Below are 22,371 nucleotides of genomic sequence, written 5' to 3'. Positions count from 1 at the left end.
GGTGTGGGCGGTATCGCGCTGGCGATCGCTCAGGCGACCAGCTTGTCGTAGGCGTCCTGATCGAGCAGGCCGGACAATGCAGCAGGATCGTCCAGGCGGATGCGCACGAACCAGGCTTCACCCATCGGGTCCGTGTTCGCCAATGCAGGGGCGTCGGCCAGCGCCTGGTTGACTTCCAGCACGGTGCCTGCCAGCGGCATTCTCAGTTCGCCGGCAGCCTTGACCGATTCAATGACAGCGGCTTCGCCGCCTTCAGCGATGCGGGCGCCGATTTCCGGCAACTGGACAAAAACGATGTCGCCCAGGGCGTCCTGAGCGTAGTTGGTGATCCCGACCGTCACCACATCTTCATCGTCAAGGCGCAGCCATTCATGGTCTTCGGTGTACTTGAGTGTGCTCATATTGTCTCCTTATCGGTCCTTATTTGATCCGGTAGAAATGCCGGATAACGGTGACCATAATAGGCATCAGTTGACATTTAATTGTTTAATAGTTTTAATGTCGTTATAACTTTTCTTAATACATGACCAATATCCCAACCGAGCTTCTGCGCACCTTCGTGACCGTCGTGAGCACGAAAAGCTTCACCCGCGCCGGCGAAGTCGTCGGTAGAACCCAAGCCGCCGTCAGCCTGCAGATCAGACGCCTGGAGGACTTGCTGGACGGGCAGCTTTTCGTGCGCGGCAGCTATAGCGTGCGTCTGACCGACCAAGGCAGCACACTGTTCGGATATGCAAAAAGGATATTGGCACTGAACGACGAAGCGATCAGTTGCCTCCGCCGGCCCGTGGTTGCAGGGTGCATCCAGCTTGGCGCTCCGCACGAGTACGCTGACTCTTTGCTGCCGGTTATCCTTGGCCAGTTCGCTCGGACGCATCCGAGCGTGACGCTCGAAGTTACATGCGACCTGAGCAAGAATCTGCTGGGACGCATGGATAAAGGCGAGTTCGACCTGGTCATTGCCTTGCACGACGACCCTGACGATACGAGCGGCAGCAAGATAGCGAGCGAGCCGATGATCTGGGTCACCAGCCCCGACCATGCGCACCACGAGCAGCGCCCGCTACCGCTGGTCGTCGCTCCCCAGCCCTGCATCTATCGACGTCGCATGCTGCAAACGCTGAACCGCCTTGAATTGCCTTCGCGAATCACCTACACCAGTTCGAATTACAGCGGCATCACAGCAGCGGTGTGCGCCGGCCTCGGCGTGACGGTGCTGACCGCCAGCACCGTCCCGCAGGGCGTCAGAATTTTGGGCGAGCGCGAGGGATTTCCGGAGATGGGACATCTGGACGTGCGGCTGCACACCGCGCTTGAACAGAACACCGAGGCCGTGCAGCATCTGGCGGACTATATCGCCAAGAGCCTGGCATAGCGGCGGCGGCAAGCCCGGCCTGAAGATTCACTCCGGCCCCGCTCGGCGATCGATCCACCAGCCGCCATGGGGCGATACGCAAGTGCTGGGGCAACGCCCCGGCCGAGAGCTGGTGTAAGCAGGTAGCGCGCGGCTTGGTAGAAATGAAAAAGGCTCCCGATCGGGAGCCTTTTTCTTGAAGCTGGCGGAGAGGGTGGGATTCGAACCCACGGTACGGTCACCCGTACGCCTGATTTCGAGTCAGGTACATTCGACCACTCTGCCACCTCTCCTGGTAACCGGTCGCTGTATTCGCGAGAGCACGCATTATAGGGGGTGCTTGGGTATATCGCAAGCTTGTTTTGCAGGGCTGGGCTTGCAAGCCCAGTCCTTCGAATCCGACACGGGAAGCGCGCAGGCGCTGCCCTCCTCTCCGCCAAAAACAAAAGGCTCCCCGAAGGGAGCCTTTTGTTTTTACATCCTGGCGGAGAGGGTGGGATTCGAACCCACGGTACGGTCACCCGTACGCCTGATTTCGAGTCAGGTACATTCGACCACTCTGCCACCTCTCCTGGTAACCGGTCGCTGTATTCGCGAGAGCACGCATTATAGGGGGTGCTTGGGTATATCGCAAGCTTGTTTTGCAGGGCTGGGCTTGCAAGCCCAGTCCTTCGAATCCGACACGGGAAGCGCGCAGGCGCTGCCCTCCTCTCCGCCAAAAACAAAAGGCTCCCCGAAGGGAGCCTTTTGTTTTTACATCCTGGCGGAGAGGGTGGGATTCGAACCCACGGTACGGTCACCCGTACGCCTGATTTCGAGTCAGGTACATTCGACCACTCTGCCACCTCTCCTGGTAACCGGTCGCTGTATTCGCGAGAGCACGCATTATAGGGGGTGCTTGGGTATATCGCAAGCTTGTTTTGCAGGGCTGGGCTTGCAAGCCCAGTCCTTCGAATCCGACACGGGAAGCGCGCAGGCGCTGCCCTCCTCTCCGCCAAAAACAAAAGGCTCCCCGAAGGGAGCCTTTTGTTTTTACATCCTGGCGGAGAGGGTGGGATTCGAACCCACGGTACGGTCACCCGTACGCCTGATTTCGAGTCAGGTACATTCGACCACTCTGCCACCTCTCCTGGTAACCGGTCGCTGTATTCGCGAGAGGCCACATTATAGCAGCCTCAGGCGAAAACGGAAGAGCTATTTCGGCATCAGGCGGCTGCCGGGCTCAGGCGCTCCAGGCCGCCCATATACGGACGCAGCACTTCCGGGATGACCACGCTGCCGTCCGCCTGCTGGTAGTTCTCCAGCACCGCCACCAGGGTGCGGCCGACCGCCAGGCCGGAGCCGTTCAGGGTGTGCAGCAGTTCCGGCTTGTTCTGGGCGTTGCGGAAACGGGCCTGCATGCGGCGCGCCTGGAAGGCTTCCATGTTCGACAGCGAGGAGATCTCGCGATAGGTGTTCTGCGCCGGCAGCCAGACTTCCAGGTCGAAGGTCTTGGCGGCGCCGAAGCCCATGTCGCCGGTGCACAGCGACATCACGCGGTACGGCAGGCCCAGGTTCTTCAGGATGGTTTCAGCCTGGCCGACCATCTCGTCCAGCGCCTCGTACGACTTTTCCGGGTGCGCGATCTGCACCAGCTCGACCTTGTCGAACTGGTGCTGGCGGATCATGCCGCGGGTGTCGCGGCCGTAGCTGCCGGCTTCCGAGCGGAAGCACGGGGTGTGGGCGGTGATCTTGATCGGCAGCTGGTCCAGCGCCACGATCTCGTCGCGCACCATGTTGGTCAGCGTGACTTCCGAGGTCGGGATCAGGTAAAAGTTCTCGCCCTCGCCTTCGACCCCGCCCTTCTTCACGGCGAACAGGTCTTCGCCGAACTTCGGCAGCTGGCCGGTGCCGTACAGCGAGTCCGCGTTGACCATGTACGGAGTGTAGCACTCGGTGTAGCCGTGCTGGCCGGTGTGGGTGTCCAGCATGTACTGGGCCAGCGCGCGGTGCAATCTGGCGATGCCGCCCTTCATGACCGAAAAGCGCGACCCGGTCAGCTTGGTGGCGGTGTCAAAGTCCAGGCCCAGCGGGGTGCCGACGTCGACGTGGTCTTTCACTTCGAAATCGAACTGGCGCGGCGTGCCGACCTTGCGCACTTCGACGTTGCCCGACTCGTCCTGGCCGGCCGGCACCGATTCGTGCGGCAGGTTCGGGATGTTCTGCATGAAGTGCGCCATCTTTTCCTGCACCTGGGCCAGGGCCACTTCGTTGGCCTTCAGCTCGTCGCCGATGCCGGCCACTTCCGCCATCACGGCGCTGGTGTCTTCGCCTTTGCCCTTCAGCATGCCGATCTGCTTGGACAGGCTGTTGCGCTTGCCCTGCAGTTCTTCGGTGCGCGTCTGGATCGCCTTGCGCTCGGCTTCGATGGCATTGAAGCCGGCGACGTCGAGCTGGAACTTGCGGGTCGCGAGGCGCGCTGCGACGGTGTCGATGTCTTTGCGGAGAAGTTGGATGTCAATCATGTCGGGGTCGTTGCGTTTGCGATGGGTTTTATCGAATGCGCAATTGTACCAAGCCGACAGCCACTGGTCCGCGAGTTTCGTCGATCGATTCCTCGACCGCCGGCAGCTTCAGTTCAGTGCGGCTTTCTCGGCCGCGCTCAGGCGGTGGGCCTTGACCACGACCACCGGCATCTTCTGGTCGATCACGGCGGCGGCCGCGGCGCTGCGGACCGCTTGCGGGGCCTGGGCCGACGCCACGGCATAGCTGGCGAAGTTGCTCACGACGGCGGCGACGAGGAAAACGGCTTCGAGGTTTTTACGCAGTTTCATGATGATGCCCTTTGAGTCCGGTGAGGTGAAGAATCGCTTCGGTATGGTGCTACTGTAGCCATTCCCTTCCACCGGCTCCACCGGGGTGCGACGAAGCGCACGAAATGCGGCATGAAGCGCGAAAAAGCCGATCTTTTCCGAAGCGAGCCGGCCTCAGTCGCCAGGCTTGCCGCCGTCGCGCGCCTCGTCGTCCAGGCTGCGCAGCCAGCTCAGCTTCTCGGCGATCTTGGCCTCGATCCCGCGCGGCACTGGCTGGTACCAGCCCGGCTCGGGCATCCCGTCCGGCAGGTAGGTTTCGCCGGCCGCGTAGGCGTGCGGCTCGTCGTGGGCGTAGCGGTAGGCGTGGCCGTAGCCCAGTTCCTTCATCAGCTTGGTAGGCGCGTTGCGCAGGTGGACCGGCACCTCGCGCGATTTATCCTTTTTCACGAAGGCCATGGCGGCGTTGAAGGCGTTGTAGCCGGCGTTGCTCTTGGCCGCGATCGCCAGGTAGATCACGGCCTGGCCCAGCGCCAGTTCGCCCTCGGGCGAGCCGAGCCGCTCGAAGGTCTCGGCGGCGTCGTTGGCGAGCTGGATCGCGCGCGGGTCGGCGATGCCGATGTCTTCCCAGGCCATGCGCACGATGCGGCGCGACAGGTATTTCGGGTCGGCGCCGCCGTCCAGCATGCGGCACAGCCAGTACAGGGCGGCGTCCGGATGCGAGCCGCGCACCGATTTATGCAAGGCCGATATCTGGTCATAGAAATTGTCGCCGCCCTTGTCGAAGCGGCGCGCGTTCAGGGTCAGCGCGTTCTCGACGAATTCGCGGGTGATGTGCGTGATGCCCGAGGTGTCGGCCGAGGTCTTGGTCTGCTCGAGCAGGTTCAGGAAGCGGCGCGCGTCGCCGTCCGCGTAACCGACCAGGGTCTCGACGGCCACGTCGTCGAACTGCAGGTGGCCCAGCACGCGCTCCTGGGCGCGCTTCAGCAGCTGGCGCATCTCGTCGTCGCTCAAGGCCTTCAGCACGTACACCTGCGAGCGCGACAGCAGCGCCGAGTTGACTTCGAAGGACGGGTTCTCGGTGGTGGCGCCGATCAGCGTCACCAGGCCCGATTCCACGAACGGCAGCAGGGCGTCCTGCTGGGACTTGTTGAAGCGGTGGATCTCGTCGATGAAGAGGATGGTGTGCTTGCCCCCGGCCAGGTAGTGCTCGGCCTGTTCGATGGAGGCGCGGATGTCCTTCACGCCGGACAGCACGGCCGACAGCGCGATGAATTCGCAGTCGAAGGCGTTCGCGGTCAGGCGCGCCAGCGTGGTCTTGCCGACGCCCGGCGGCCCCCACAGGATCATCGAGTGCGGGCGGCCCGACTGGAACACCAGGTTCAGCGGCTTGCCCGGCCCCAGCAGGTGGCTCTGGCCGATCACCTCGGCGATGGTTTTCGGCCGCAGCGCTTCGGCCAGCGGCGGCGAGGGTTCGGTCTTGAAGAGGTCATGGTTATCCATCCCGCCAGTGTAGCCGAATGGGCGCCACGCAAGTACATCGGCCTGCGCGCAGAGCTGCCAGAAGATCTACTAAGCGGACTCAGCGGGCAAAGACGACCCTGCCGTAGACGGTATCGGTCCGCTGACCCTTGATATCCGGATCGAAACCGAAGCGGCAGCTTTCCACGTACTTGACGAGCGCGCCGGCCAGCTCGGGTGGCAGGATGGCGCCCTCGGGCTTGACGCCGTGCGGCTTGCCGGCAGGGTCGACCAGCAGGCGCACCTTGACCCCGTCCGCGCCGCTCGGGGCCTTGTCGTAGGGCTTGAAGGAGGCGAAGCGGCCGGCGGCCGGACAACTGCCCGGCACCAGATGCGGACGGATACTGGGCTCGCCGTCGAGGCTCCAGACGTACTGTACCGGCAGCGCCGCGCCCTTGGCCCGCGCCGCCTGTTCCGGCGTGAAGCCACAGGACCGGATGGTGCGGATCGCGGCCTCGTCGAGCAGCGCCCAGCCGCTCGACCTGGCGACCTGGACGTCGGCCACATGGCCGTCGGGCGCCAGATGGAAGCGCAGCGTGGTGATGCCCTGGAGTTCGTAACGGACCGCCTCGCGCGGGTAGTCCGGCGCGGCGCAGGGCTTGCCTGCGGGCGTCGGCGTTGGCGCGGTCTGTGCGGCTAGCGGAGCACTCTGCGAGGCCGTAACAAGGGCCAGGATCAGCGCTCCGGCGCCCCTCACTGGTTCACCACGTCCGCCCCTTTCGGGACCTCGAACTTGAACTGCTGGGCGCCCAGCGGCGGGTTGCGCTGGAAATTCGTGAACTTCAGCACCGAAGTCTGGCCGAAGGAATCCTTCAGTTCCATCGCCTGCGGCACCCCGTCCTTCAGGCCGATGCCGATCTGTTCGAAGGTCGTGTCCTTGCCCTTCGGCGTCGCGGACAGCCACTCCAGGCCGTCGCGGGTGCCTGCCTCGGCCAGGGTAAAGTTCTTTTCCAGGTCGTTGCTGCCGAACAGGATCGCGGCCGGCGAGCTGCCCAGGGCGTTGCCGAGCTTGCGGGTGGTGACCTGGTTCAGGTCCTTGTCGTAGATGTAGAGGGTCTCGCCGTCGGCCTGCAGCACCTGCTCGTAGGGCGTCCGGTAGGTCCAGATGAACTTGCCGGGGCGGGCGAACACGAAGGTGCCGGACGCCGGCGGCGGCGCCTTGCCGGTGCTCGCCTTGCTGCGGACCTGGGTCTGGGTGAAGTCGCCGCGCGCGGCCTTGGTGCCGGAGACGAAGGATTTGAACTGTTCGAGGGCGCTGGCATGTGCCGCCCCGGTGAGGGCCAGCGAGCCGGCCGCCAGCAGGGTGGCCAGGGTAAATTTGAGCTTCATATTCTTCATCGATATGTTCCTTGTAGGGTAGGCACTCCGTGCCCACGCGTTACGTTGGCACGACGCATGCGCCCGCGTGGGCACGAGGTGCCCACCCTACGCAAACACGGCGCAACCTTATTCGGCGCTGGTCGCCGGCACCAGGATGTCGCGGTTGCCGTTCGACTGCATCGGCGACACCAGGCCGCTCTGCTCCATCTGCTCGATCAGGCGGGCCGCACGGTTGTAGCCGATGCGCAGGTGGCGCTGCACCAGCGAGATCGATGCCTTGCGGTTCTTCAGCACGACCTGCACCGCCTGGTCGTACAGGGCATCGGCTTCGCCGCCGCCCTCGCCCGTGGCCGCGCCGTCGGCGCCGCCGCCCTCTTCGAGCACGCCGCCTTCGAGGATGCCCTCAATGTAATTCGGTTCGCCCGTCGATTGCAGATGTTTTACAACTCGATGCACTTCGTCGTCCGAGACGAAGGCACCGTGCACGCGCACCGGCAGGCCGGTCCCCGGCGGCATGTACAGCATGTCGCCCATGCCCAGCAGGGTCTCGGCGCCCATCTGGTCGAGAATCGTGCGCGAGTCGATCTTGGACGACACCTGGAACGCGATGCGGGTCGGGATGTTGGCCTTGATCAGGCCCGTGATCACGTCCACCGACGGCCGCTGGGTCGCCAGAATCAGGTGGATGCCGGCGGCGCGCGCCTTCTGCGCGATACGGGCGATCAGTTCCTCGACCTTCTTGCCGACCACCATCATCAGGTCGGCCAATTCGTCGATGATGATGACGATGGTCGGCAGCTTTTCCAGCGGCTCGGGATTGTCCGGCACGATCGAGAACGGGTTCGGGATGTGCTCCTCCCTCCGTGCCGCTTCGAGGATCTTGGCGTTGTAGCCGGCCAGGTTACGCACGCCCAGCTTCGACATCAATTTATAGCGGCGCTCCATCTCGTTCACCGCCCAGTTCAGCGCGTGGCCGGCCTGGCGCATGTCGGTCACGACCGGCGCCAGCAGGTGCGGGATGCCTTCGTACACCGACATCTCCAGCATCTTCGGGTCGATCAGGATCAGCCGCACGTCGTCCGGGTCGGATTTATATAACAGCGACAGGATGGTCGCGTTGATGCCGACCGACTTGCCGGAACCGGTGGTACCCGCCACCAGCAAGTGCGGCATCTTGGCCAGGTCGGCGATCACCGGCTTGCCGGCGATGTCCTTGCCCAGCGCGACGGTCAGGCTCGACGGGCTGTCGCCATACACTTTCGAACCGACGATCTCGGTCAGGCGCACGATCTGGCGTTTCGGGTTCGGCAGCTCCAGCGCCATGTAGTTCTTGCCGGGGATGGTCTCGACCACCCGGATCGAGGTCAGCGACAGCGAACGCGCCAGGTCGCGCGCCAGGTTGACGATCTGGCTGCCCTTCACGCCGGTGGCCGGCTCGATCTCGTAGCGGGTCACGACCGGACCCGGATAGGCGGCCACGACCTTGGCGTCGACGCCGAAGTCCGACAGCTTCTTCTCGATCAGGCGGCTGGTGAATTCCAGGGTCTCGATGGCGACCGTCTCCTGCGCCGGCGGGGCTTCGTCCAGCAGGCTCAGCGGCGGCAGCGGCGAATCGCCCGGCATGCCCTGGAACAGGACGTTCTGCCTTTCCTTCTCGGCGCGCTCGGAGCGCGGCACGCTGACCACCTGCGGCTCGATCTTGATCGGCGCCGCCGGCGCGGAGGCGGATGCCGGCGCGGGCTTGGCCAGCGGGACCGGCGCCGGCGCGGAAGTCCGCGGCGTCACCACGCCGTCCTCGTCCACGAAGTCTTCGGACTGCGCATCCAGCATCGGTTCGGCACGCGGCGCCGGCTTGGCGTCCGCCGACGGCTCCGCCTTCCCGGCCTTGGCGCCCTTGGCGACCTTCGACATGAGCTTGGCCAGGACGCCCGGCGCCTGCGCCGCATCGTCGCCATTCGCGCCCTCTTCCGCCTGCGGCTCGGCCTTTGCCGGCGCGGCATGCTTCTCGACGTACTTGGCGCGCTCGTTCACCACCACCTCGTCGCGGCGGCTGGCCGCGACTTCGCCGTGGCGGCGGTCTTCGCGGTCTTCGTAGCGCAGGCGGAACCACTCGAAGCTCGCCTCCAGCGATCCGCCGAGGCGCTCCGCCACCGCCAGCCACGACACCTGGAAGTACCAGGAAAAGCCCAGGCCGAACAGCAACAGCAGCAACAGGGTCGCGCCGGTGAAGCCGAAGGCGCTGTCGGCGCCATGGCCGATCAGCTGGCCCAGCACGCCGCCGGGCTTGCGCGGCAGTTCCACCTTCAGCGACCACATGCGCAGGTATTCGAGGCCGACGCTGCCGGCGAACATCAGGGCGAAGCCGACCCAGCGGATCACCGCCTCGCCCTGGTGTTCCGGCTCGGGCTCGGCGCCCTGGATCACGAAGCGGTTGTGCAGGCGCCGGTAGCCCTTCCACACGGCGCGCGCGAAGCAGACGCACAGCCACCAGGCGGAAAAGCCGAAGATGAACAGCAGCAGGTCGGCCAGCCAGGCGCCGGCGCGGCCGCCCAGGTTGGCGACGTGGGCCACGGCGTTTTCGTGCGACCAGCCCGGATCGGCCTTGTTATAGCTAATCAGGATGAGCACGAAGTACAGCAGGGCGACGGCGGTAACGAGCCAGCGCGCTTCCGACAGCAAGCGCACCAGCCGGTTCGGCATCGGCTGCCGCGGCGGCGCAGGCTTGCGGGTATAGGTCGAAGTTGTCGATTGACTATTCTTGCTCATGCTGATTGAAACTGATGCGGCGGGGTAGTTTCCCCAAAGATCGACCATTCTAAGCGATATATTGCCGGCACGGCCCATGATTCATGCTCGCGTGCATCATCGACTATAATGGCAGCCACAGATCCCCTTGATAAACTGGCTTTTCAGCCCCAGTTTCCTTTCCCCACCAATAAGACGAATTCCTGCAATGACGACTCGTAAACACGCCAAAGTCCTGATTCTCGGTTCCGGCCCAGCCGGCTACAGCGCCGCCGTCTACGCCGCGCGCGCCAACCTGAGCCCGATGCTGGTGACCGGCGTCGAGCAGGGTGGCCAGCTGATGACCACGACCGACGTCGAGAACTGGCCGGGCGATCCGCTGGGTGTCCAGGGTCCCGAACTGATGCAGCGCCTACTGCAGCACGCCGAGCGTTTCAATACGGAGATCGTGTTCGACCATATCCACACGACCTTCTTGAACGAGAAGCCGATCCGCCTGGTCGGCGATTCGCACGAGTTCACCTGCGACGCCCTGATCATCGCGACCGGCGCCTCGGCCCAGTACCTGGGCCTGCCGAGCGAGCAGGAATTCATGGGCAAGGGCGTGTCGGCCTGCGCCACCTGCGACGGTTTCTTCTACCGCAACCAGGAAGTGGCGGTGATCGGCGGCGGCAATACCGCGGTCGAGGAAGCGTTGTACCTGTCCAACATCGCCAGCAAGGTGACCCTGATCCACCGCCGCGACAAGTTCCGCGCCGAGCCGATCCTGGTCGACCGTCTGATGCACAAGGTTGAGGAAGGCAAGATCGTGCTGGAACTGAACCAAACCCTCGACGAAGTGCTGGGCGACGCCAGCGGCGTCACCGGCCTGCGCCTGAAGTCCACCAGCGGCGACGCCACCAGGGAGCTCACGGTGCACGGTCTGTTCGTGGCGATCGGCCACAAGCCGAACACCGGCATCTTCGACGGTCAGCTCGACATGCACAACGGCTACATCAAGACCCGCAGCGGCACCGAAGGCATGGCCACGGCCACCAGCGTCGAAGGCGTGTTCGCGGCCGGCGACGTGCAGGACCACGTCTACCGCCAGGCGATCACCTCGTCGGGCACGGGCTGCATGGCGGCGCTGGATGCCCAGCGCTACCTGGAAGCTTTAGAGTAAAGAAACTTGGGCCCCCGCCTGCGCGGGGGGTCGTTTCCGGCAATGCCGGGAACGACAAAGGAGTGAAAGACGTGCCGGGCTTGAAAGACTTCTCTGACCTAAAATCCTTCCGCGAGAAGCTGAAGGAAGACGAGCGCCAGCGCGCCATCGAAAAGGCGGTCCGCGAACGGCGCGAACGCATCGAACGTGAGAACGCGGTCGAGTTCCGCTCCGCCGTCAAGGACGTCAAGCCGATGCCGGAGTCGGACCGCTACGTCTGGCGCCCGGCCCAGGAAGCCGAGCTGCGCGCCTCGTCGACCGGCCAACGCCCCCGCATTCCCGAGGACGAGGTCGAGGCGGTGCTGCGCGAATCGATGCTGTCCGACCAATTCGACGTTGACGGCCTGCTCGACGAAGACCCGACCCTGAGCTGGTCGGCGCCCGGCGTCGGCCCCGATGTCGTCAAGAAGCTGCGCAAGCGCCACTGGCAGGTCGAGGACGAACTGGACCTGCACGGCTACACGCGCGACCTGGCGCGGCGCATGGTGGATGCCTTCCTGCGCCGCTCGGCCAAGCGCGGGGTGCGCTGCGTGCGCATCATCCACGGCGTCGGCTACGGCTCGGCGGGCGGCGAACCGGTCTTGCGCGGCATGGTGCACAGCTGGCTGGTGCAGACCGCCGACACCGTCGCCTTCTGCGTGGCCGGCCGCACGGACGGCGGCAAGGGCGCGCTGATCGTGCTGCTGCGCCCTGCCCTCGACGGCGAATAGCGTCGGAATCTCCTTCCTGTTGCGTTCTGTTGGCGAACGCACCGCGTGCGCCAGGCGAAAGCGGTAAGATGCGCCTGACACAGTGGCCGCCCTGGCCCTGCATACCAAGGAACGATGCGAATTGAAGTCCCGACCTCCAGTGCCGATGGGCGCCCCGCGGCGTGTCGACCTGCTCAACTGTGCAGATGAACCGATCCACGTCCCGGGCTCGATCCAGCCGCACGGAGCCCTGATCTTCTTCAGCGCCGCTGGCGAGCTCGAAGGCTGGAGCGAAAACGCCGCCGCCACGCTCGCGCTCCCGCTCGAACCCGGCCGCCCGTACACCGGACTCGGCCTGCCCGATGAGGTTGCCGAACTGGTCCGTGAATGCCTGGACGGCATGAGCGAAGGCGAGGCCGCGCCGATGGTCGCCGCGATCGTCATCGGCGACGCCGAATACGACTGCGTGGTGCACGCGTACCAGGGCCGAGCGATCGCCGAATTCGAGGCGCGCGAGCTCGCCACCGACACCGTCGCCCAGTTCGCCATCAAGGCGCACGGCTCGATCGACCGCCTGCGCCGTCAGAAGACCGTCGACGCCCTGCTCGAGACCGCCGTGCGCCAGGTGCGCGAATTCACCGGCTTCGACCGCGTGATGGCCTACCGCTTCCGCGCCGACGACAGCGGCGACGTGGTGGCCGAGGCACGCCGCGACGACCTGACGCCCTACCTGGGCCAGCGCTATCCGGCCGGCGACATCCCGCCGCAGGCGCGCCGCCTGTACGTGCTGAATACCCTGCGCATGATCGCCGACGTCACCTACCACGCCGTGCCCCTGCTCGGCATGGAAGGCAGCGCGGCGCTGGACATGAGCCAGGCGGTGCTGCGCAGCGTCTCGCCGATCCACATCGAATACCTGCAGAACATGGGCGTAGGCGCCTCGATGAGCGTGTCGATCGTCATCAACGGCCGCCTGTGGGGCCTGCTCGCCTGCCACCACATGGGCCCGAAGCGCGTGCCCTACTCGATCCGCATGGCGGCCGACGTGCTGGCCCAGGTGATCGCGTCGACGCTCCAGGGCCTGGAATCGCGCCAGGACGCCGAGCTGGTCGGGCGCGCCGCCGCGGTGCGCACCAGCCTGGTCGAATCGCTGCTGCTGGAAGAGGATCCGCTCGAAACCCTGGTCCAGCATGCCGACGGGCTCATGGCATCGACCGATGCGCAAGCCCTGGTCGCCACCCAGTACGGCCGGGTCGTGTGCCGCGGCATCGAACAAGCCTGCGGCGAAGCGATCGTCGCCACGCTGCCGGAAGGCGCGCACGAGCTGCTGGCGCGCCACTGCCTGGACGACTGGCCGGAACAGGCGCGCGCCAGCCTGGGCAAATGGACCGGCATGCTCGGCCTGCCCTTCGACCCGCCCAGCGAGGGCTGGTGCGTGCTGCTGCGCCCCGAACAGGTCGAGAGGGTCGCCTGGGGCGGCAAGCCCGACAAGAGCCAGTGCGGCCCGATGGGCGAGCGCCTGACCCCGCGCGGCTCCTTCGAGGCCTGGATCGAAACCGTGCGCGGCTGCGCCCACCCATGGGAGGACGGGGTGCTGACCCATGCCCGCATGACACTGGGCGAGCTGGCACGCGTCTCGAACGCGCGCCGCGCCCAGACGGAGTCCACGCGCGCCCAGCTGCTGGCGATGCTGGGCCACGACCTGCGCGACCCGCTGCACTCGATCAACATGGCCGGCATGGTGCTGGAAAAGACCGACGCCGGCAACAAAAGCGGAACGCTGGGCCGCCGGATCCAGTCGTCCAGCAACCGCATGCAGCGCATGATCGGCCAGGTGCTGGACATGAGCCGCATCGACCGCGGCCTCGAGCTCGGCGTGGCCTTGGTCCCGGTCGACCTGGCGGCGCTGGTCCAGGACATGGTCGAGGAAGCGCAGCTGGCCTACCCGACCATCGTGTACGCGCTGCGCATCGACGACCCGGCGGTGGTGATGGCCGACGGCGGCCGCCTGGGCCAGGTGCTGTCCAACCTGCTGAGCAATGCCCGCCACCACGGCGAGCCGAACCAGCCGATCGAGGTCCGCCTGCGCCACGAAGACGGCCAGGCCGCCATCGTGGTCGCCAATGCGGGTGCGCCGATCCCGCACGAGATCGAATCCGGCCTGTTCAACCCCTTCAAGCGCAGCTCGCTGAACAACCCGCGCAACCGTACCGGCATGGGCCTGGGCCTGTACATCGCCCAGCAGATCGTGCGCGAGCACGGCGGCGAGATCGCCTACCGTCATGAAGCCGGCGGCGCAGGCGCAAGCGGCGGACGGGTGGTGTTCACGGTGCGCCTGCCGCTCGCACTTGAAGAGTGATCCGGCCACGGATCAAGCCGGTCACTGCTGTCGGGCTTGGCATGTTAGTCTAGCAACATCGCCATTTGCCCACCTTGCATGAGACTGGTCACCGTCATCGAAATCACCGCAGTCCTGGTCGCTGCGTTCTCCGGCTTCATCGAGGCGCGCCGCAAGCGCATGGACCTGGTCGGCGTGTTCACCGTCGCCTTCATCGCCGCGTTCGGCGGCGGCACCCTGCGCGACATCCTGCTCGACCGGCGCCCGCTGTTCTGGGTCCAGCACCAGGAATACGCGATCCTGATCTTCGTGCTGGCCCTGGTGGCGTCGCCATTGATGCGGACTTTGCGCCACATCGTTTCCGAACGCCTGATCGTGATCGCCGACGCCTTCGGACTCGGGCTGTTCTCGGTGGCCGGGGTGTCGGCGGCGCTGGAAGCCCAGATGCCGCTGTTTATCGCCTCGATGATGGGGGTGATTACCGGCATCTTCGGCGGGGTGCTGCGCGACATCGTCTGCAACGAAGTGCCGATGGTCTTCCGCGACGGCAAGCCCTACGCGATCTGCGCCTTCCTCGGCAGCTGGCTGTTCCTGCTGATGGGGATGTATGGGGTGCCCAGGGAATTCGCGCTGTGGTCGAGCGCCTTGTTCATCAGCGGCCTGCGCCTGCTGACCTGGAAGTTCAACCTGCAGGTGGGCCGCTGAAGCGTCGGAGAATGGCGTCGAGATGCTCGGCCAGGGTATCGAGCGAGACCGGCTTGGCGAAGAACGCGACCCCGGCCGGGATCGGACCGACGTCGGTCGGATTGGCCGAGATCATCACGGCGGGAAGCGTGGGATCGAGCGCACGCAGGCGCCGCAGCAGCTCGTCGCCGTTCATGCCCGGCATCTTGTAGTCGGTAATGACGAGGTCGGGCCGGGCGGCCCCCCAGGCCTCCAGCGCCTGTTCGCCGCTGGTGGCCACCGACACGCGGTAACCCTTGATAGCCAGGTAGCGTTCGAAGACGTAACCTACCGCTTCTTCATCGTCGACTATCAGGATGTGCTTCAATGTGGTCCCGGCCTATGTGACATTTCAAAAGTAGAATGTAACACGAGCATGATCGAAACGACAAGCGGATGTGCTCACATCGGCGGCGGCTCAGACCGCGTCCGGGCCGGTCTCGCCGGTACGGATGCGGACCACCTGCTCGACCTCCTGCACGAAGATCTTGCCGTCGCCGATCTTGCCGGTGCGCGCGGCCTTGATGATGGCGTCCACCACTTGCTCGGTCATGGCATCGTCGACCACCACTTCGATCTTCACCTTGGGCAGGAAGTCGACCACGTACTCGGCACCGCGATACAGCTCGGTGTGGCCCTTCTGGCGCCCGAAGCCCTTGACCTCGGTAACGGTGAGGCCGGTGACGTTCACTTCGGCCAGCGCTTCGCGTACCTCGTCCAGCTTGAAGGGCTTGATCACGCAGGTAATTTGTTTCATCGTCTTTCTCCTTTCAGGTTATCTATCATCCCTCGTCGGGGATCTGCTCCAGCTGCTGCATCCACACCGTGGCTTCCGAATCGCTGGGCGCGCGCCAGTCTCCACGCGGCGACAGCGAACCGCCATTGCCGACCTTGGGCCCGTTCGGCACGCAGGAGCGCTTGAACTGGCTGGTCTTGAAGAAGCGCCACAGGAAGATGCCGAGGTTCTTCTTGATCGCCGCCAGGCCATACTCGTTGCGCGCCGGACTGCCGCCTTCCGGCCACGGCCCCACGCCGCGGTCGTGCCAGGCGCTCCAGGAAAGGAAGGCGACCTTGGTCGGCTCGAAGCCGTAGCGCAGCGTGTAATACAGGTTGAAGTCCTGCAGCTCGTAAGGGCCGATGAAGTCTTCCGTCACCTGGGCCGGCTTGCCCTCTTCTTTTCCGGTGCCGGTTTTTCCCGGCACCAGTTCGGGACTGATCTCGGTTTCCAGCACCCTGATGAGGACGTCGGAGCCGGTGTCGCCGATCTGGTGGGTGTCGGCCACCCAGCGCACCAGGTGGGAGATGAGCGTCTTCGGCACGCTGGCGTTCACATTGTAGTGCGACATGTGGTCGCCCACGCCATAGGTGCACCAGCCCAGCGCCAGCTCCGACAGGTCGCCGGTGCCGATCACGATCGCGTGGTGGTGGTTCGCCAGCCGGAACAGGTGGCTGGTGCGCTCGCCCGCCTGCACGTTCTCGAAGGTGACGTCGTACTCTTCCCGTCCTTCCGCATACGGGTGGCCGAGGTCTTTCAGCATCTGGATGCAGCTGGGGCGGATGTCGATCTCGCTGGCGGTGGCGCCGACCGCTTCCATCAGCGCGCGCGCCTGGCGCAGCGTGCGCTCGCTGGTGGCGAAGCCGGGCATGGTATAGGCCAGGATGTTGGAGCGCGGCAGGCCGAGGCGGTCCATGGCCTTAGCGCAGACCAGCAGCGCATGGGTCGAGTCCAGCCCGCCGGAGACGCCGATCACGACCTTCTCGTGGCCGGACGACTGCAGGCGCTGCAGCAAGGCCTGGACCTGGATGTTGTAGACCTCGGTGCAGCGCTCGTCGCGCCGGGCGGCCGCAGCCGGCACGTAGGGGAAGCGCTCGATGGTGCGCGCCAGCGGCAAGTCCTTGTCCAGCGGCAGTTCGAGGCTGAAGCGCTGGGTGCGGAACCGCTCGACCTCGGCGGCATGCCGGCGCACCGACTGGGCGAAGGTGGTGGTATGCATGCGGTCGACCGAGAGCCGCTCGAGGTCGACGTCGGCAAAGATCAGGTGCGAGTCCTGCAGGAAGCGCTCGGACTGGGCCAGCAGGTCGCCCTTTTCGTAGATCAGCGACTGGCCGTCCCAGGACATGTCGGTGGTCGATTCGCCCAGGCCGGCCGAAGTGTACAGGTAGGCCGCCAGGCAGCGCGCCGACTGTTGACTCACCAGCTGGTGCCGGTAGCCGCTCTTGCCCACCACCACGTTCGAGGCCGACAGGTTGACCAGCACCGTCGCCCCGGCCAGGGCGGCGAACGAGGACGGCGGCACCGGCACCCAGACGTCTTCGCAGATCTCGACGTGGAAGCGGAACAGCGGCATATTTTCCAGCTCGAACAGCTGCTCCGGACCGAAGGGCACGTCCTGGCCTAGCAGCGTGATCCGGTCGACGGCGGCGTTGTCCGCAGCACTGAACTGCCGGCTTTCGTAAAATTCGCCATAATTGGGCAGGTAGCTTTTCGGCACAACGCCCAGGATGCGGCCGCCGGCCACCACCACCGCGCAGTTGAACAGCACGTGGTTGACGCGCAGCGGCGCGCCGACCACCATGGCCAGCGGCAGCGAACGCGAGGCGTCGACCACCTCGGCCAGCGCGTCGAGCACGGCGCCGAGCAGCGCGCGCTGGTGGAACAGGTCGTCGCAGGTATAGGCGGACAGGCCGAGTTCCGGGAACGCGACCAGCACGGCGCCGCGGTCAGCCGCTTCGCGCGCCAGCTTGAGCGTTTCCTGGACATTGAACGCCGGATCGGCCACCCGGCAACGCGGACTGGCGACGGCAACGCGCGCGAAATCGTGCGAGTACAGGTTGAAGAATCGCTTATCCATTTGTTCAGCTTTTCACTATTCGGAAGTCATCTTGAATTATCGCACGCATATCGCTTCCTCCCTATCCGAGATCGGGCAAGCGGCCTGGGACGGGCTGCTGGCCCAGCAGGATCGGCCGAACCCCTTCCTGTCCTATGCCTTCCTGCACGCCCTGCACGAATCCGGCAGCGCCAGCCCGGAAACCGGCTGGCAGCCGCAGTTCATCGCCCTGTATGACGGCGCGGGTGAAGATGAGCGGCTGGCCGCCGCCCTGCCCCTGTACGTGAAAGGCCATTCCTACGGCGAATACGTGTTCGACTGGGCCTGGGCCGACGCCTACCAGCGCAACGGCCTGGACTACTACCCCAAGCTGCTGTGCGCGATTCCGTTCACCCCGGTAACGGGTCCGCGCCTGCTGGCCCGCGACGAGGCCGCGCGCGCCGCCCTGGTCGAGGTACTGCGGGCGACCCAGCAGGCATCAAGCGTGTCCTCGACCCATATCCTGTTCCCGCCCGACGAGCAGGCGCAGCAGTTGCTTGATGCCGGCTACCTGCTGAGGAGCGGCGTGCAGTTCCACTGGATGAATGCCGGCTACGCCTCCTTCGACGAATTCCTGGCCACGCTGGAACAGAAAAAGCGCAAGAATATCCGCGCCGAGCGCCGCAAGGTGCGGGAAGCCGGTGTGACGCTGCGGCGGGTGCGCGGGGACGCCATCACGGATGAGGACTGGCGTTTCTTCACGCGCTGCTACCGCCACACCTACGCCGAACATTTCTCGAAGCCCTACCTGAACCTGGACTTCTTCCGCCGCATCGGGCGTGAGATGCCCTCGAACCTCCTGCTCGTCATCGCAGAACGGAACGGTGCCCCGATCGCCGCCTCGCTGGTCGTGCACGATGCCACCACCCTGTACGGCCGCTACTGGGGGGCGCTCGAGCACGTGCCCTGCCTGCACTTCGAGACCGCCTACTACCAGCCGCTGGAATTCTGCATTGAACAGGGCATCCAGGTGTTCGAAGGCGGCGCCCAGGGCGAGCACAAGATGGCGCGCGGCTTCCTGCCGACCCGGACCTGGTCGGCGCACTGGCTGGCGCATCCCTCGTTCGCGGATGCGGTGGAGCGCTTCCTGGAGCGGGAAAGCGGCGGGATCGACGACTATATCGACGAGCTGAACGACCGCAATCCATTCAAAACGGTATCAGCCGCCCATATGCCCAGGGATCCGACTTGAACAAAGTAAATCCGACAGACTGACCTGGATTTAGCGCCAAAACGGTCGCAAAATACGGAAGTCCTCACAGATTCCGAGCGAGCCGATCATGAAGCCGTCCAGCAAGCCCCCTGTTCATGCAGCGATGCTGTGTTTTCTCGTCGCGGGCACTTTCTCCAACGCCGCGTTCGCGCAGCAGAAATCGCTGAAGGAACAAATTGTCGGAACGTGGACATACGTTTCGGTAGATAACATCCGGCCGGATGGGAGCAGAGTGCCATTGTTCGGACCTGCACCCCAAGGCCGGGTCATGTTCGACCGCAATGGTAATTATGTTTTGATGACAAGCCGATCCGGTCAACCGAAGTTCGCCTCCGGCAACCGTAACCAGGGCACGAATGACGAATACAAGGCTGTCGCGCAAGGATCCATCGCTCACTTCGGCAGATACGAAGTCAATGAAGCCGACAAGACCCTTACTTTTCATATCGAAGCCAGCACTTTCCCGAACTGGAACGGGATTGAGCAGAAGAGACCGTTCAGCATCAACCGGGATGAGCTGAAGTGGGTCACGCCTGCCGCGTCCAGCGGCGGTTCGGCCGAAGTGGTGCTCAAGCGCACGCACTAAAGCCGTCCGCTCGATCTGCTCAGCAAGCGACGATGCTTGCCGTCACCGATACATTTGCACGAACATAATGGACGCGGCCTTCGGGCGCTTGGTGCTAAGCTTTTCCCCTCCTAGCCAACGCGGGGAAAGCCATGCCGGATCGAACGGAGGAAGTGGTCGTGATCACCGGTGCGAGCGCGGGTATCGGGCGCGCAGCGGTCCGTGAATTTGCCCGCAGCCACGCCAGGATCGCCCTGCTGGCGCGCGAGCCCGAACGGCTCGAAGCGGCCCGGGCAGAAGCGGAACGCCTGGGTTCGCCGCACGCCATCGCGATCGTCACCGACACCGCCGACCATGCCCAGGTCGAAGCCGCGGCCGAGCGCGCCGAACGGGAACTCGGCCCGATCGACATCTGGGTCAACAATGCGATGGCGACCATGTTCGCACCTTTCGCCGACATCGCCCCCGAAGACTTCCGCCGCGTCACCGACGTGACCTACCACGGCTTCGTGTGGGGCACGATGGTCGCGCTCAAGCGCATGCGCCCGCGCGACCGCGGCACCATCCTGCAGGTCGGCTCCGCCCTCGCCTACCGCTCGATCCCCCTGCAGTCGCCCTACTGCGGCGCCAAGCATGCGATCAAGGGCTTCACGCAATCGCTGCGCACCGAACTCGAACACGAGCACAGCAAGGTCCACCTGGTGATCGTCGACATGCCGGGCGTGAACACGCCGCAGTTCGAGTGGTGCAAGACCACCCTGACCCGCCACCCGAAGCCGACCGGCACCTGCTACCAGCCCGAAGTCGCCGGCCGCGCCATCTACTGGGCGGCACACTCGCGCCGCGCCGAAATCTGCGTCGGCTACCCGACCCTGGGCGCGGTGCTGGCCGAGAAATTCATCCCGCACCTGCTCGACCGCTACCTGGCGCGCACCGGCATCGCCGGACAGCAGACCGATGAACCGATTCCGGCCGACCGGCCGAACAACCTGTGGAAGCCGGTGCCGGGGCCGTTCGCCGCCCATGGCAGCTTCGACCGCGGCGCCTGGAAGGTCAGCCCGGAATTCTGGGCGGCGAAGCACCGCGGCTGGCTGTGGGCCGGGGCCGCGCTGGGCGCCGGCCTGTACGCATTGACTAACAGGAGGAGAGGATGAGCAAGACCGTCGGTGATTTTTTCGTCGAACGTCTGTACGACTGGGGCGTGCGCACCATTTTCGGCTACCCTGGCGACGGCATCAACGGGGTGCTGGGCGCCCTCCAGCGCTCCAAGCGCAAGATCGAATTCATCCAGGTGCGGCACGAAGAGATGGCGGCCTTCATGGCGTCCGCGCACGCCAAGTTCACCGGCGAGCCCGGGGTCTGCCTGTCGACCGGTGGTCCAGGCGCGGCCCACATGGTCACCGGCTTGTACGATGCGAAGATGGACCACATGCCGGTGCTGGCGATCTGCGGCCAGGCCCCGCGCACCGCGCGCGGCGCGCATTACACCCAGGAACTGAACCTGGACCGGCTGTTCCAGGACGTGGCCGACTACGTCTACGAAGCCGAGGCGCCGTCGCAGGTGCGGCACCTGGTCGACCGCGCCATGCGCACCGTGCTCGGCCGCAACGGCGTCGGCGTGCTGATCCTCCCGGGCGACCTGCAGGAACTGCCCTACGAAGACCCGCCGCGCAAGCACGGCTCGGTCCAGTCCGGCATCGGCTACGCGAAACCGCGCGTGGTGCCGCACGAGGTGGACCTGCGCCGTGCGGCCGAGGTCCTGAACGCCGGCAAGAAGGTGGCGATCCTGGTCGGCGCCGGTGCCTTGCACGCGACCGACGAAGTGATCGCCGTGGCCGACCGCCTGCAGGCCGGCGCCGCGAAGGCCTTGTTGGGGAAAGCCGCCCTGCCCGACGACCTGCCCTGGGTCACGGGCTCGATCGGCATCCTGGGCACCAAGGCCAGCTGGGAGATGATGACGCACTGCGACACCCTGCTGATGATCGGCTCCGGCTTTCCCTACGCCGAGTTCCTGCCCGAGGAAGGCAAGGCGCGCGCGGTGCAGATCGACATCGATCCAACCATGCTCAGCATCCGTTATCCGGCCGAAGTCAACCTGCACGGCGACAGCGCCGAGACCCTGCGCCTGCTGCTGCCCCTGCTGGACCAGAAAAGCGACGACTGGCGCCGCCACGTCGAAGGCGAGGTGCGCGACTCCTGGAAGCTGCTCGAGAACCGCGCACTGGTGCGGGCCAACCCGATCAACCCCCAGCGCGTGGCCTGGGAACTGTCGCCGCAGCTGCCGGCCGATGCCATCGTCACCAGCGACTCCGGCTCCTGCGCCAACTGGTATGCGCGCGACCTGCGGGTGCAGCGCGGCCAGATGTATTCGCTGTCCGGCGGGCTGGCCTCGATGGGCGCGGCGGTGCCGTACGCGATCGCGGCCAAGTTCGCCCATCCGGGCCGCCCGGTGATCGCCATGGTCGGCGACGGCGCGATGCAGATGAATAACATGGCCGAGCTGATCACCGTGTCGAAGTACTGGCGCCTGTGGCAGGATCCGCGCTGGATCGTCTGCGTCTTCAACAACGGCGATCTGAACCAGGTGACCTGGGAGCAGCGCGTGATGGAAGACGATCCGAAGTTCGAGGCCACGCAGAAGATCCCCGATGTTCCCTATCACAAGTTTGGCGAGCTGATCGGCCTGAGGGGCATCTATTGCGACAACCCGGAAGAAGTCGCCATCGCCTGGCGCGAGGCCCTGGCCGCCGACCGCCCGGTGGTGCTGGAATTCAAGACCGACCCCGAGGTGCCGCCGCTGCCCTCGCACATCACGCTGGAACAGGCGAAATCCTTCATGGAGACCGTCGTCAAGGGCGATCCGAAGGAAGGCTCGATGCTGGCCGGGGTGGCGCGACAGGTGCTGAGCGGCATCCTGCCCAAGGATAAATCGTGAACCTTGCGGCGCAGGCGGAGACGAGCCCGGCGGCACGTGCGCTCGGCGCCGCCGCCCTCGGATTGACGCTGGCGGCGGTGCTGGCCACGCGCCGCCAGCCACGCCTGC

General features: G+C 65.4%; 19 protein-coding genes and 4 tRNA genes. 9 read left to right on the top strand and 14 right to left on the bottom strand.

Features of this window, described 5'->3' with window-relative positions:
- Positions 1 to 29: 29 nt before the first annotated feature.
- Complete coding sequence (gene gcvH, locus ACI48D_RS07820; protein WP_435570657.1) at positions 30 to 401, bottom strand: glycine cleavage system protein GcvH; 372 nt, start codon at positions 399 to 401, stop codon at positions 30 to 32.
- Positions 402 to 523: 122 nt separating this feature from the next.
- Here gcvH and ACI48D_RS07815 point away from each other — a divergent pair, with 122 nt between their 5' ends.
- A complete protein-coding gene (locus ACI48D_RS07815) occupies positions 524 to 1,375 on the top strand; it encodes a LysR substrate-binding domain-containing protein (protein ID WP_435570656.1) in 852 nt (283 codons plus the stop codon).
- Positions 1,376 to 1,557: 182 nt separating this feature from the next.
- On the opposite strand, the gene ACI48D_RS07810 is transcribed toward ACI48D_RS07815, so the two are convergent.
- The 10 genes from ACI48D_RS07810 to ACI48D_RS07765 form a co-directional block, all read right to left on the bottom strand.
- A tRNA-Ser gene (locus ACI48D_RS07810) sits at positions 1,558 to 1,647 on the bottom strand.
- A 189-nt stretch (positions 1,648 to 1,836) separates the two neighbouring features.
- A tRNA-Ser gene (locus tag ACI48D_RS07805) sits at positions 1,837 to 1,926 on the bottom strand.
- A 189-nt stretch (positions 1,927 to 2,115) separates the two neighbouring features.
- Positions 2,116 to 2,205, bottom strand: a tRNA-Ser gene (locus ACI48D_RS07800).
- A 189-nt stretch (positions 2,206 to 2,394) separates the two neighbouring features.
- A tRNA-Ser gene (locus ACI48D_RS07795) sits at positions 2,395 to 2,484 on the bottom strand.
- A gap of 75 nt (positions 2,485 to 2,559) precedes the next feature.
- Positions 2,560 to 3,858, bottom strand: coding sequence for a serine--tRNA ligase (gene serS, locus ACI48D_RS07790; RefSeq protein WP_435570655.1), 1,299 nt, complete (start codon positions 3,856 to 3,858; stop codon positions 2,560 to 2,562).
- 108 nt (positions 3,859 to 3,966) lie between these two features.
- Positions 3,967 to 4,167 (bottom strand): hypothetical protein, encoded by a 201-nt coding sequence (locus ACI48D_RS07785; protein WP_435570654.1) that lies wholly within the window; start codon positions 4,165 to 4,167, stop codon positions 3,967 to 3,969.
- A gap of 153 nt (positions 4,168 to 4,320) precedes the next feature.
- A complete protein-coding gene (locus tag ACI48D_RS07780) occupies positions 4,321 to 5,646 on the bottom strand; it encodes a replication-associated recombination protein A (RefSeq protein WP_435570653.1) in 1,326 nt (441 codons plus the stop codon).
- Between the two features lie 79 nt (positions 5,647 to 5,725).
- A complete protein-coding gene (locus tag ACI48D_RS07775; protein ID WP_435570652.1) occupies positions 5,726 to 6,361 on the bottom strand; it encodes an energy transducer TonB in 636 nt (211 codons plus the stop codon).
- Positions 6,358 to 6,993: an outer membrane lipoprotein chaperone LolA gene (gene lolA / locus ACI48D_RS07770; protein ID WP_435570714.1), complete on the bottom strand. Its 636-nt coding sequence runs from the start codon at positions 6,991 to 6,993 to the stop codon at positions 6,358 to 6,360. The genes ACI48D_RS07775 and lolA overlap by 4 nt, the downstream gene beginning before the upstream one ends.
- Before the next feature lie 117 nt (positions 6,994 to 7,110).
- Positions 7,111 to 9,750, bottom strand: a complete 2,640-nt coding sequence (locus ACI48D_RS07765; protein WP_435570651.1) for a DNA translocase FtsK — start codon at positions 9,748 to 9,750, stop codon at positions 7,111 to 7,113.
- A gap of 187 nt (positions 9,751 to 9,937) precedes the next feature.
- On the opposite strand from ACI48D_RS07765, the gene trxB reads away from it, so the two are divergent.
- From trxB to ACI48D_RS07745, 4 genes are all read left to right on the top strand, one after another.
- The gene (trxB, locus tag ACI48D_RS07760; RefSeq protein WP_435570650.1) at positions 9,938 to 10,891 is read left to right on the top strand and encodes a thioredoxin-disulfide reductase; all 954 of its coding nucleotides are present in this window, start codon (positions 9,938 to 9,940) and stop codon (positions 10,889 to 10,891) included.
- A gap of 71 nt (positions 10,892 to 10,962) precedes the next feature.
- A complete protein-coding gene (locus tag ACI48D_RS07755) occupies positions 10,963 to 11,640 on the top strand; it encodes a Smr/MutS family protein (RefSeq protein ID WP_435570649.1) in 678 nt (225 codons plus the stop codon).
- Positions 11,641 to 11,761: 121 nt separating this feature from the next.
- Positions 11,762 to 13,978 (top strand): ATP-binding protein, encoded by a 2,217-nt coding sequence (locus ACI48D_RS07750; protein WP_435570648.1) that lies wholly within the window; start codon positions 11,762 to 11,764, stop codon positions 13,976 to 13,978.
- A gap of 78 nt (positions 13,979 to 14,056) precedes the next feature.
- Positions 14,057 to 14,662: a trimeric intracellular cation channel family protein gene (locus ACI48D_RS07745; RefSeq protein WP_435570647.1), complete on the top strand. Its 606-nt coding sequence runs from the start codon at positions 14,057 to 14,059 to the stop codon at positions 14,660 to 14,662.
- On the opposite strand, the gene ACI48D_RS07740 is transcribed toward ACI48D_RS07745, so the two are convergent.
- From ACI48D_RS07740 to ACI48D_RS07730, 3 genes are all read right to left on the bottom strand, one after another.
- On the bottom strand, positions 14,640 to 15,008 hold the full coding sequence (locus ACI48D_RS07740) for a response regulator (protein ID WP_435570646.1): 369 nt from the start codon (positions 15,006 to 15,008) through the stop codon (positions 14,640 to 14,642). The two genes, ACI48D_RS07745 and ACI48D_RS07740, sit on opposite strands and share 23 nt — an antisense overlap.
- 90 nt (positions 15,009 to 15,098) lie before the next feature.
- On the bottom strand, positions 15,099 to 15,437 hold the full coding sequence (locus ACI48D_RS07735) for a P-II family nitrogen regulator (protein ID WP_435570645.1): 339 nt from the start codon (positions 15,435 to 15,437) through the stop codon (positions 15,099 to 15,101).
- A gap of 25 nt (positions 15,438 to 15,462) precedes the next feature.
- Positions 15,463 to 17,532: an NAD(+) synthase gene (locus ACI48D_RS07730; RefSeq protein ID WP_435570644.1), complete on the bottom strand. Its 2,070-nt coding sequence runs from the start codon at positions 17,530 to 17,532 to the stop codon at positions 15,463 to 15,465.
- Positions 17,533 to 17,563: 31 nt separating this feature from the next.
- On the opposite strand from ACI48D_RS07730, the gene ACI48D_RS07725 reads away from it, so the two are divergent.
- The 4 genes from ACI48D_RS07725 to ACI48D_RS07710 all read left to right on the top strand — a co-directional run bounded on the left by ACI48D_RS07725 (position 17,564) and on the right by ACI48D_RS07710 (position 22,263).
- Positions 17,564 to 18,742, top strand: a complete 1,179-nt coding sequence (locus ACI48D_RS07725) for a GNAT family N-acetyltransferase (RefSeq protein ID WP_435570643.1) — start codon at positions 17,564 to 17,566, stop codon at positions 18,740 to 18,742.
- An 88-nt stretch (positions 18,743 to 18,830) separates the two neighbouring features.
- Complete coding sequence (locus ACI48D_RS07720) at positions 18,831 to 19,349, top strand: lipocalin-like domain-containing protein (protein WP_435570642.1); 519 nt, start codon at positions 18,831 to 18,833, stop codon at positions 19,347 to 19,349.
- Between the two features lie 131 nt (positions 19,350 to 19,480).
- A complete protein-coding gene (locus ACI48D_RS07715; protein ID WP_435570641.1) occupies positions 19,481 to 20,482 on the top strand; it encodes an SDR family oxidoreductase in 1,002 nt (333 codons plus the stop codon).
- The gene (locus tag ACI48D_RS07710; protein WP_435570640.1) at positions 20,479 to 22,263 is read left to right on the top strand and encodes a thiamine pyrophosphate-requiring protein; all 1,785 of its coding nucleotides are present in this window, start codon (positions 20,479 to 20,481) and stop codon (positions 22,261 to 22,263) included. The genes ACI48D_RS07715 and ACI48D_RS07710 overlap by 4 nt, the downstream gene beginning before the upstream one ends.
- Positions 22,264 to 22,371 lie beyond the last annotated feature (108 nt).

The organism is Massilia sp. LXY-6, assembly GCF_051233485.1.
In the GTDB taxonomy this organism is placed as follows: Bacteria; Pseudomonadota; Gammaproteobacteria; order Burkholderiales; family Burkholderiaceae_D; genus Telluria.
The sequence above is the reverse complement of the archived record's forward strand: the minus strand, read 5'-3'. Positions and strand labels throughout refer to the sequence as shown.

Bases quoted from the DNA above. Each gene is read 5' to 3' on its own strand.
- ACI48D_RS07785 (WP_435570654.1), bottom strand. From the start codon at position 4,167: ATGAAACTGCGTAAAAACCTCGAAGCCGTTTTCCTCGTCGCCGCCGTC.
- ACI48D_RS07730 (WP_435570644.1), bottom strand. From the start codon at position 17,532: ATGGATAAGCGATTCTTCAACCTGTACTCGCACGATTTCGCGCGCGTT.
- ACI48D_RS07710 (WP_435570640.1), top strand. From the start codon at position 20,479: ATGAGCAAGACCGTCGGTGATTTTTTCGTCGAACGTCTGTACGACTGG.
- ACI48D_RS07745 (WP_435570647.1), top strand. From the start codon at position 14,057: ATGAGACTGGTCACCGTCATCGAAATCACCGCAGTCCTGGTCGCTGCG.
- ACI48D_RS07815 (WP_435570656.1), top strand. From the start codon at position 524: ATGACCAATATCCCAACCGAGCTTCTGCGCACCTTCGTGACCGTCGTG.
- gcvH (WP_435570657.1), bottom strand. From the start codon at position 401: ATGAGCACACTCAAGTACACCGAAGACCATGAATGGCTGCGCCTTGAC.
- ACI48D_RS07720 (WP_435570642.1), top strand. From the start codon at position 18,831: ATGAAGCCGTCCAGCAAGCCCCCTGTTCATGCAGCGATGCTGTGTTTT.
- ACI48D_RS07715 (WP_435570641.1), top strand. From the start codon at position 19,481: ATGCCGGATCGAACGGAGGAAGTGGTCGTGATCACCGGTGCGAGCGCG.
- ACI48D_RS07765 (WP_435570651.1), bottom strand. From the start codon at position 9,750: ATGAGCAAGAATAGTCAATCGACAACTTCGACCTATACCCGCAAGCCT.
- trxB (WP_435570650.1), top strand. From the start codon at position 9,938: ATGACGACTCGTAAACACGCCAAAGTCCTGATTCTCGGTTCCGGCCCA.
- ACI48D_RS07780 (WP_435570653.1), bottom strand. From the start codon at position 5,646: ATGGATAACCATGACCTCTTCAAGACCGAACCCTCGCCGCCGCTGGCC.
- serS (WP_435570655.1), bottom strand. From the start codon at position 3,858: ATGATTGACATCCAACTTCTCCGCAAAGACATCGACACCGTCGCAGCG.
- ACI48D_RS07735 (WP_435570645.1), bottom strand. From the start codon at position 15,437: ATGAAACAAATTACCTGCGTGATCAAGCCCTTCAAGCTGGACGAGGTA.
- lolA (WP_435570714.1), bottom strand. From the start codon at position 6,993: ATGAAGCTCAAATTTACCCTGGCCACCCTGCTGGCGGCCGGCTCGCTG.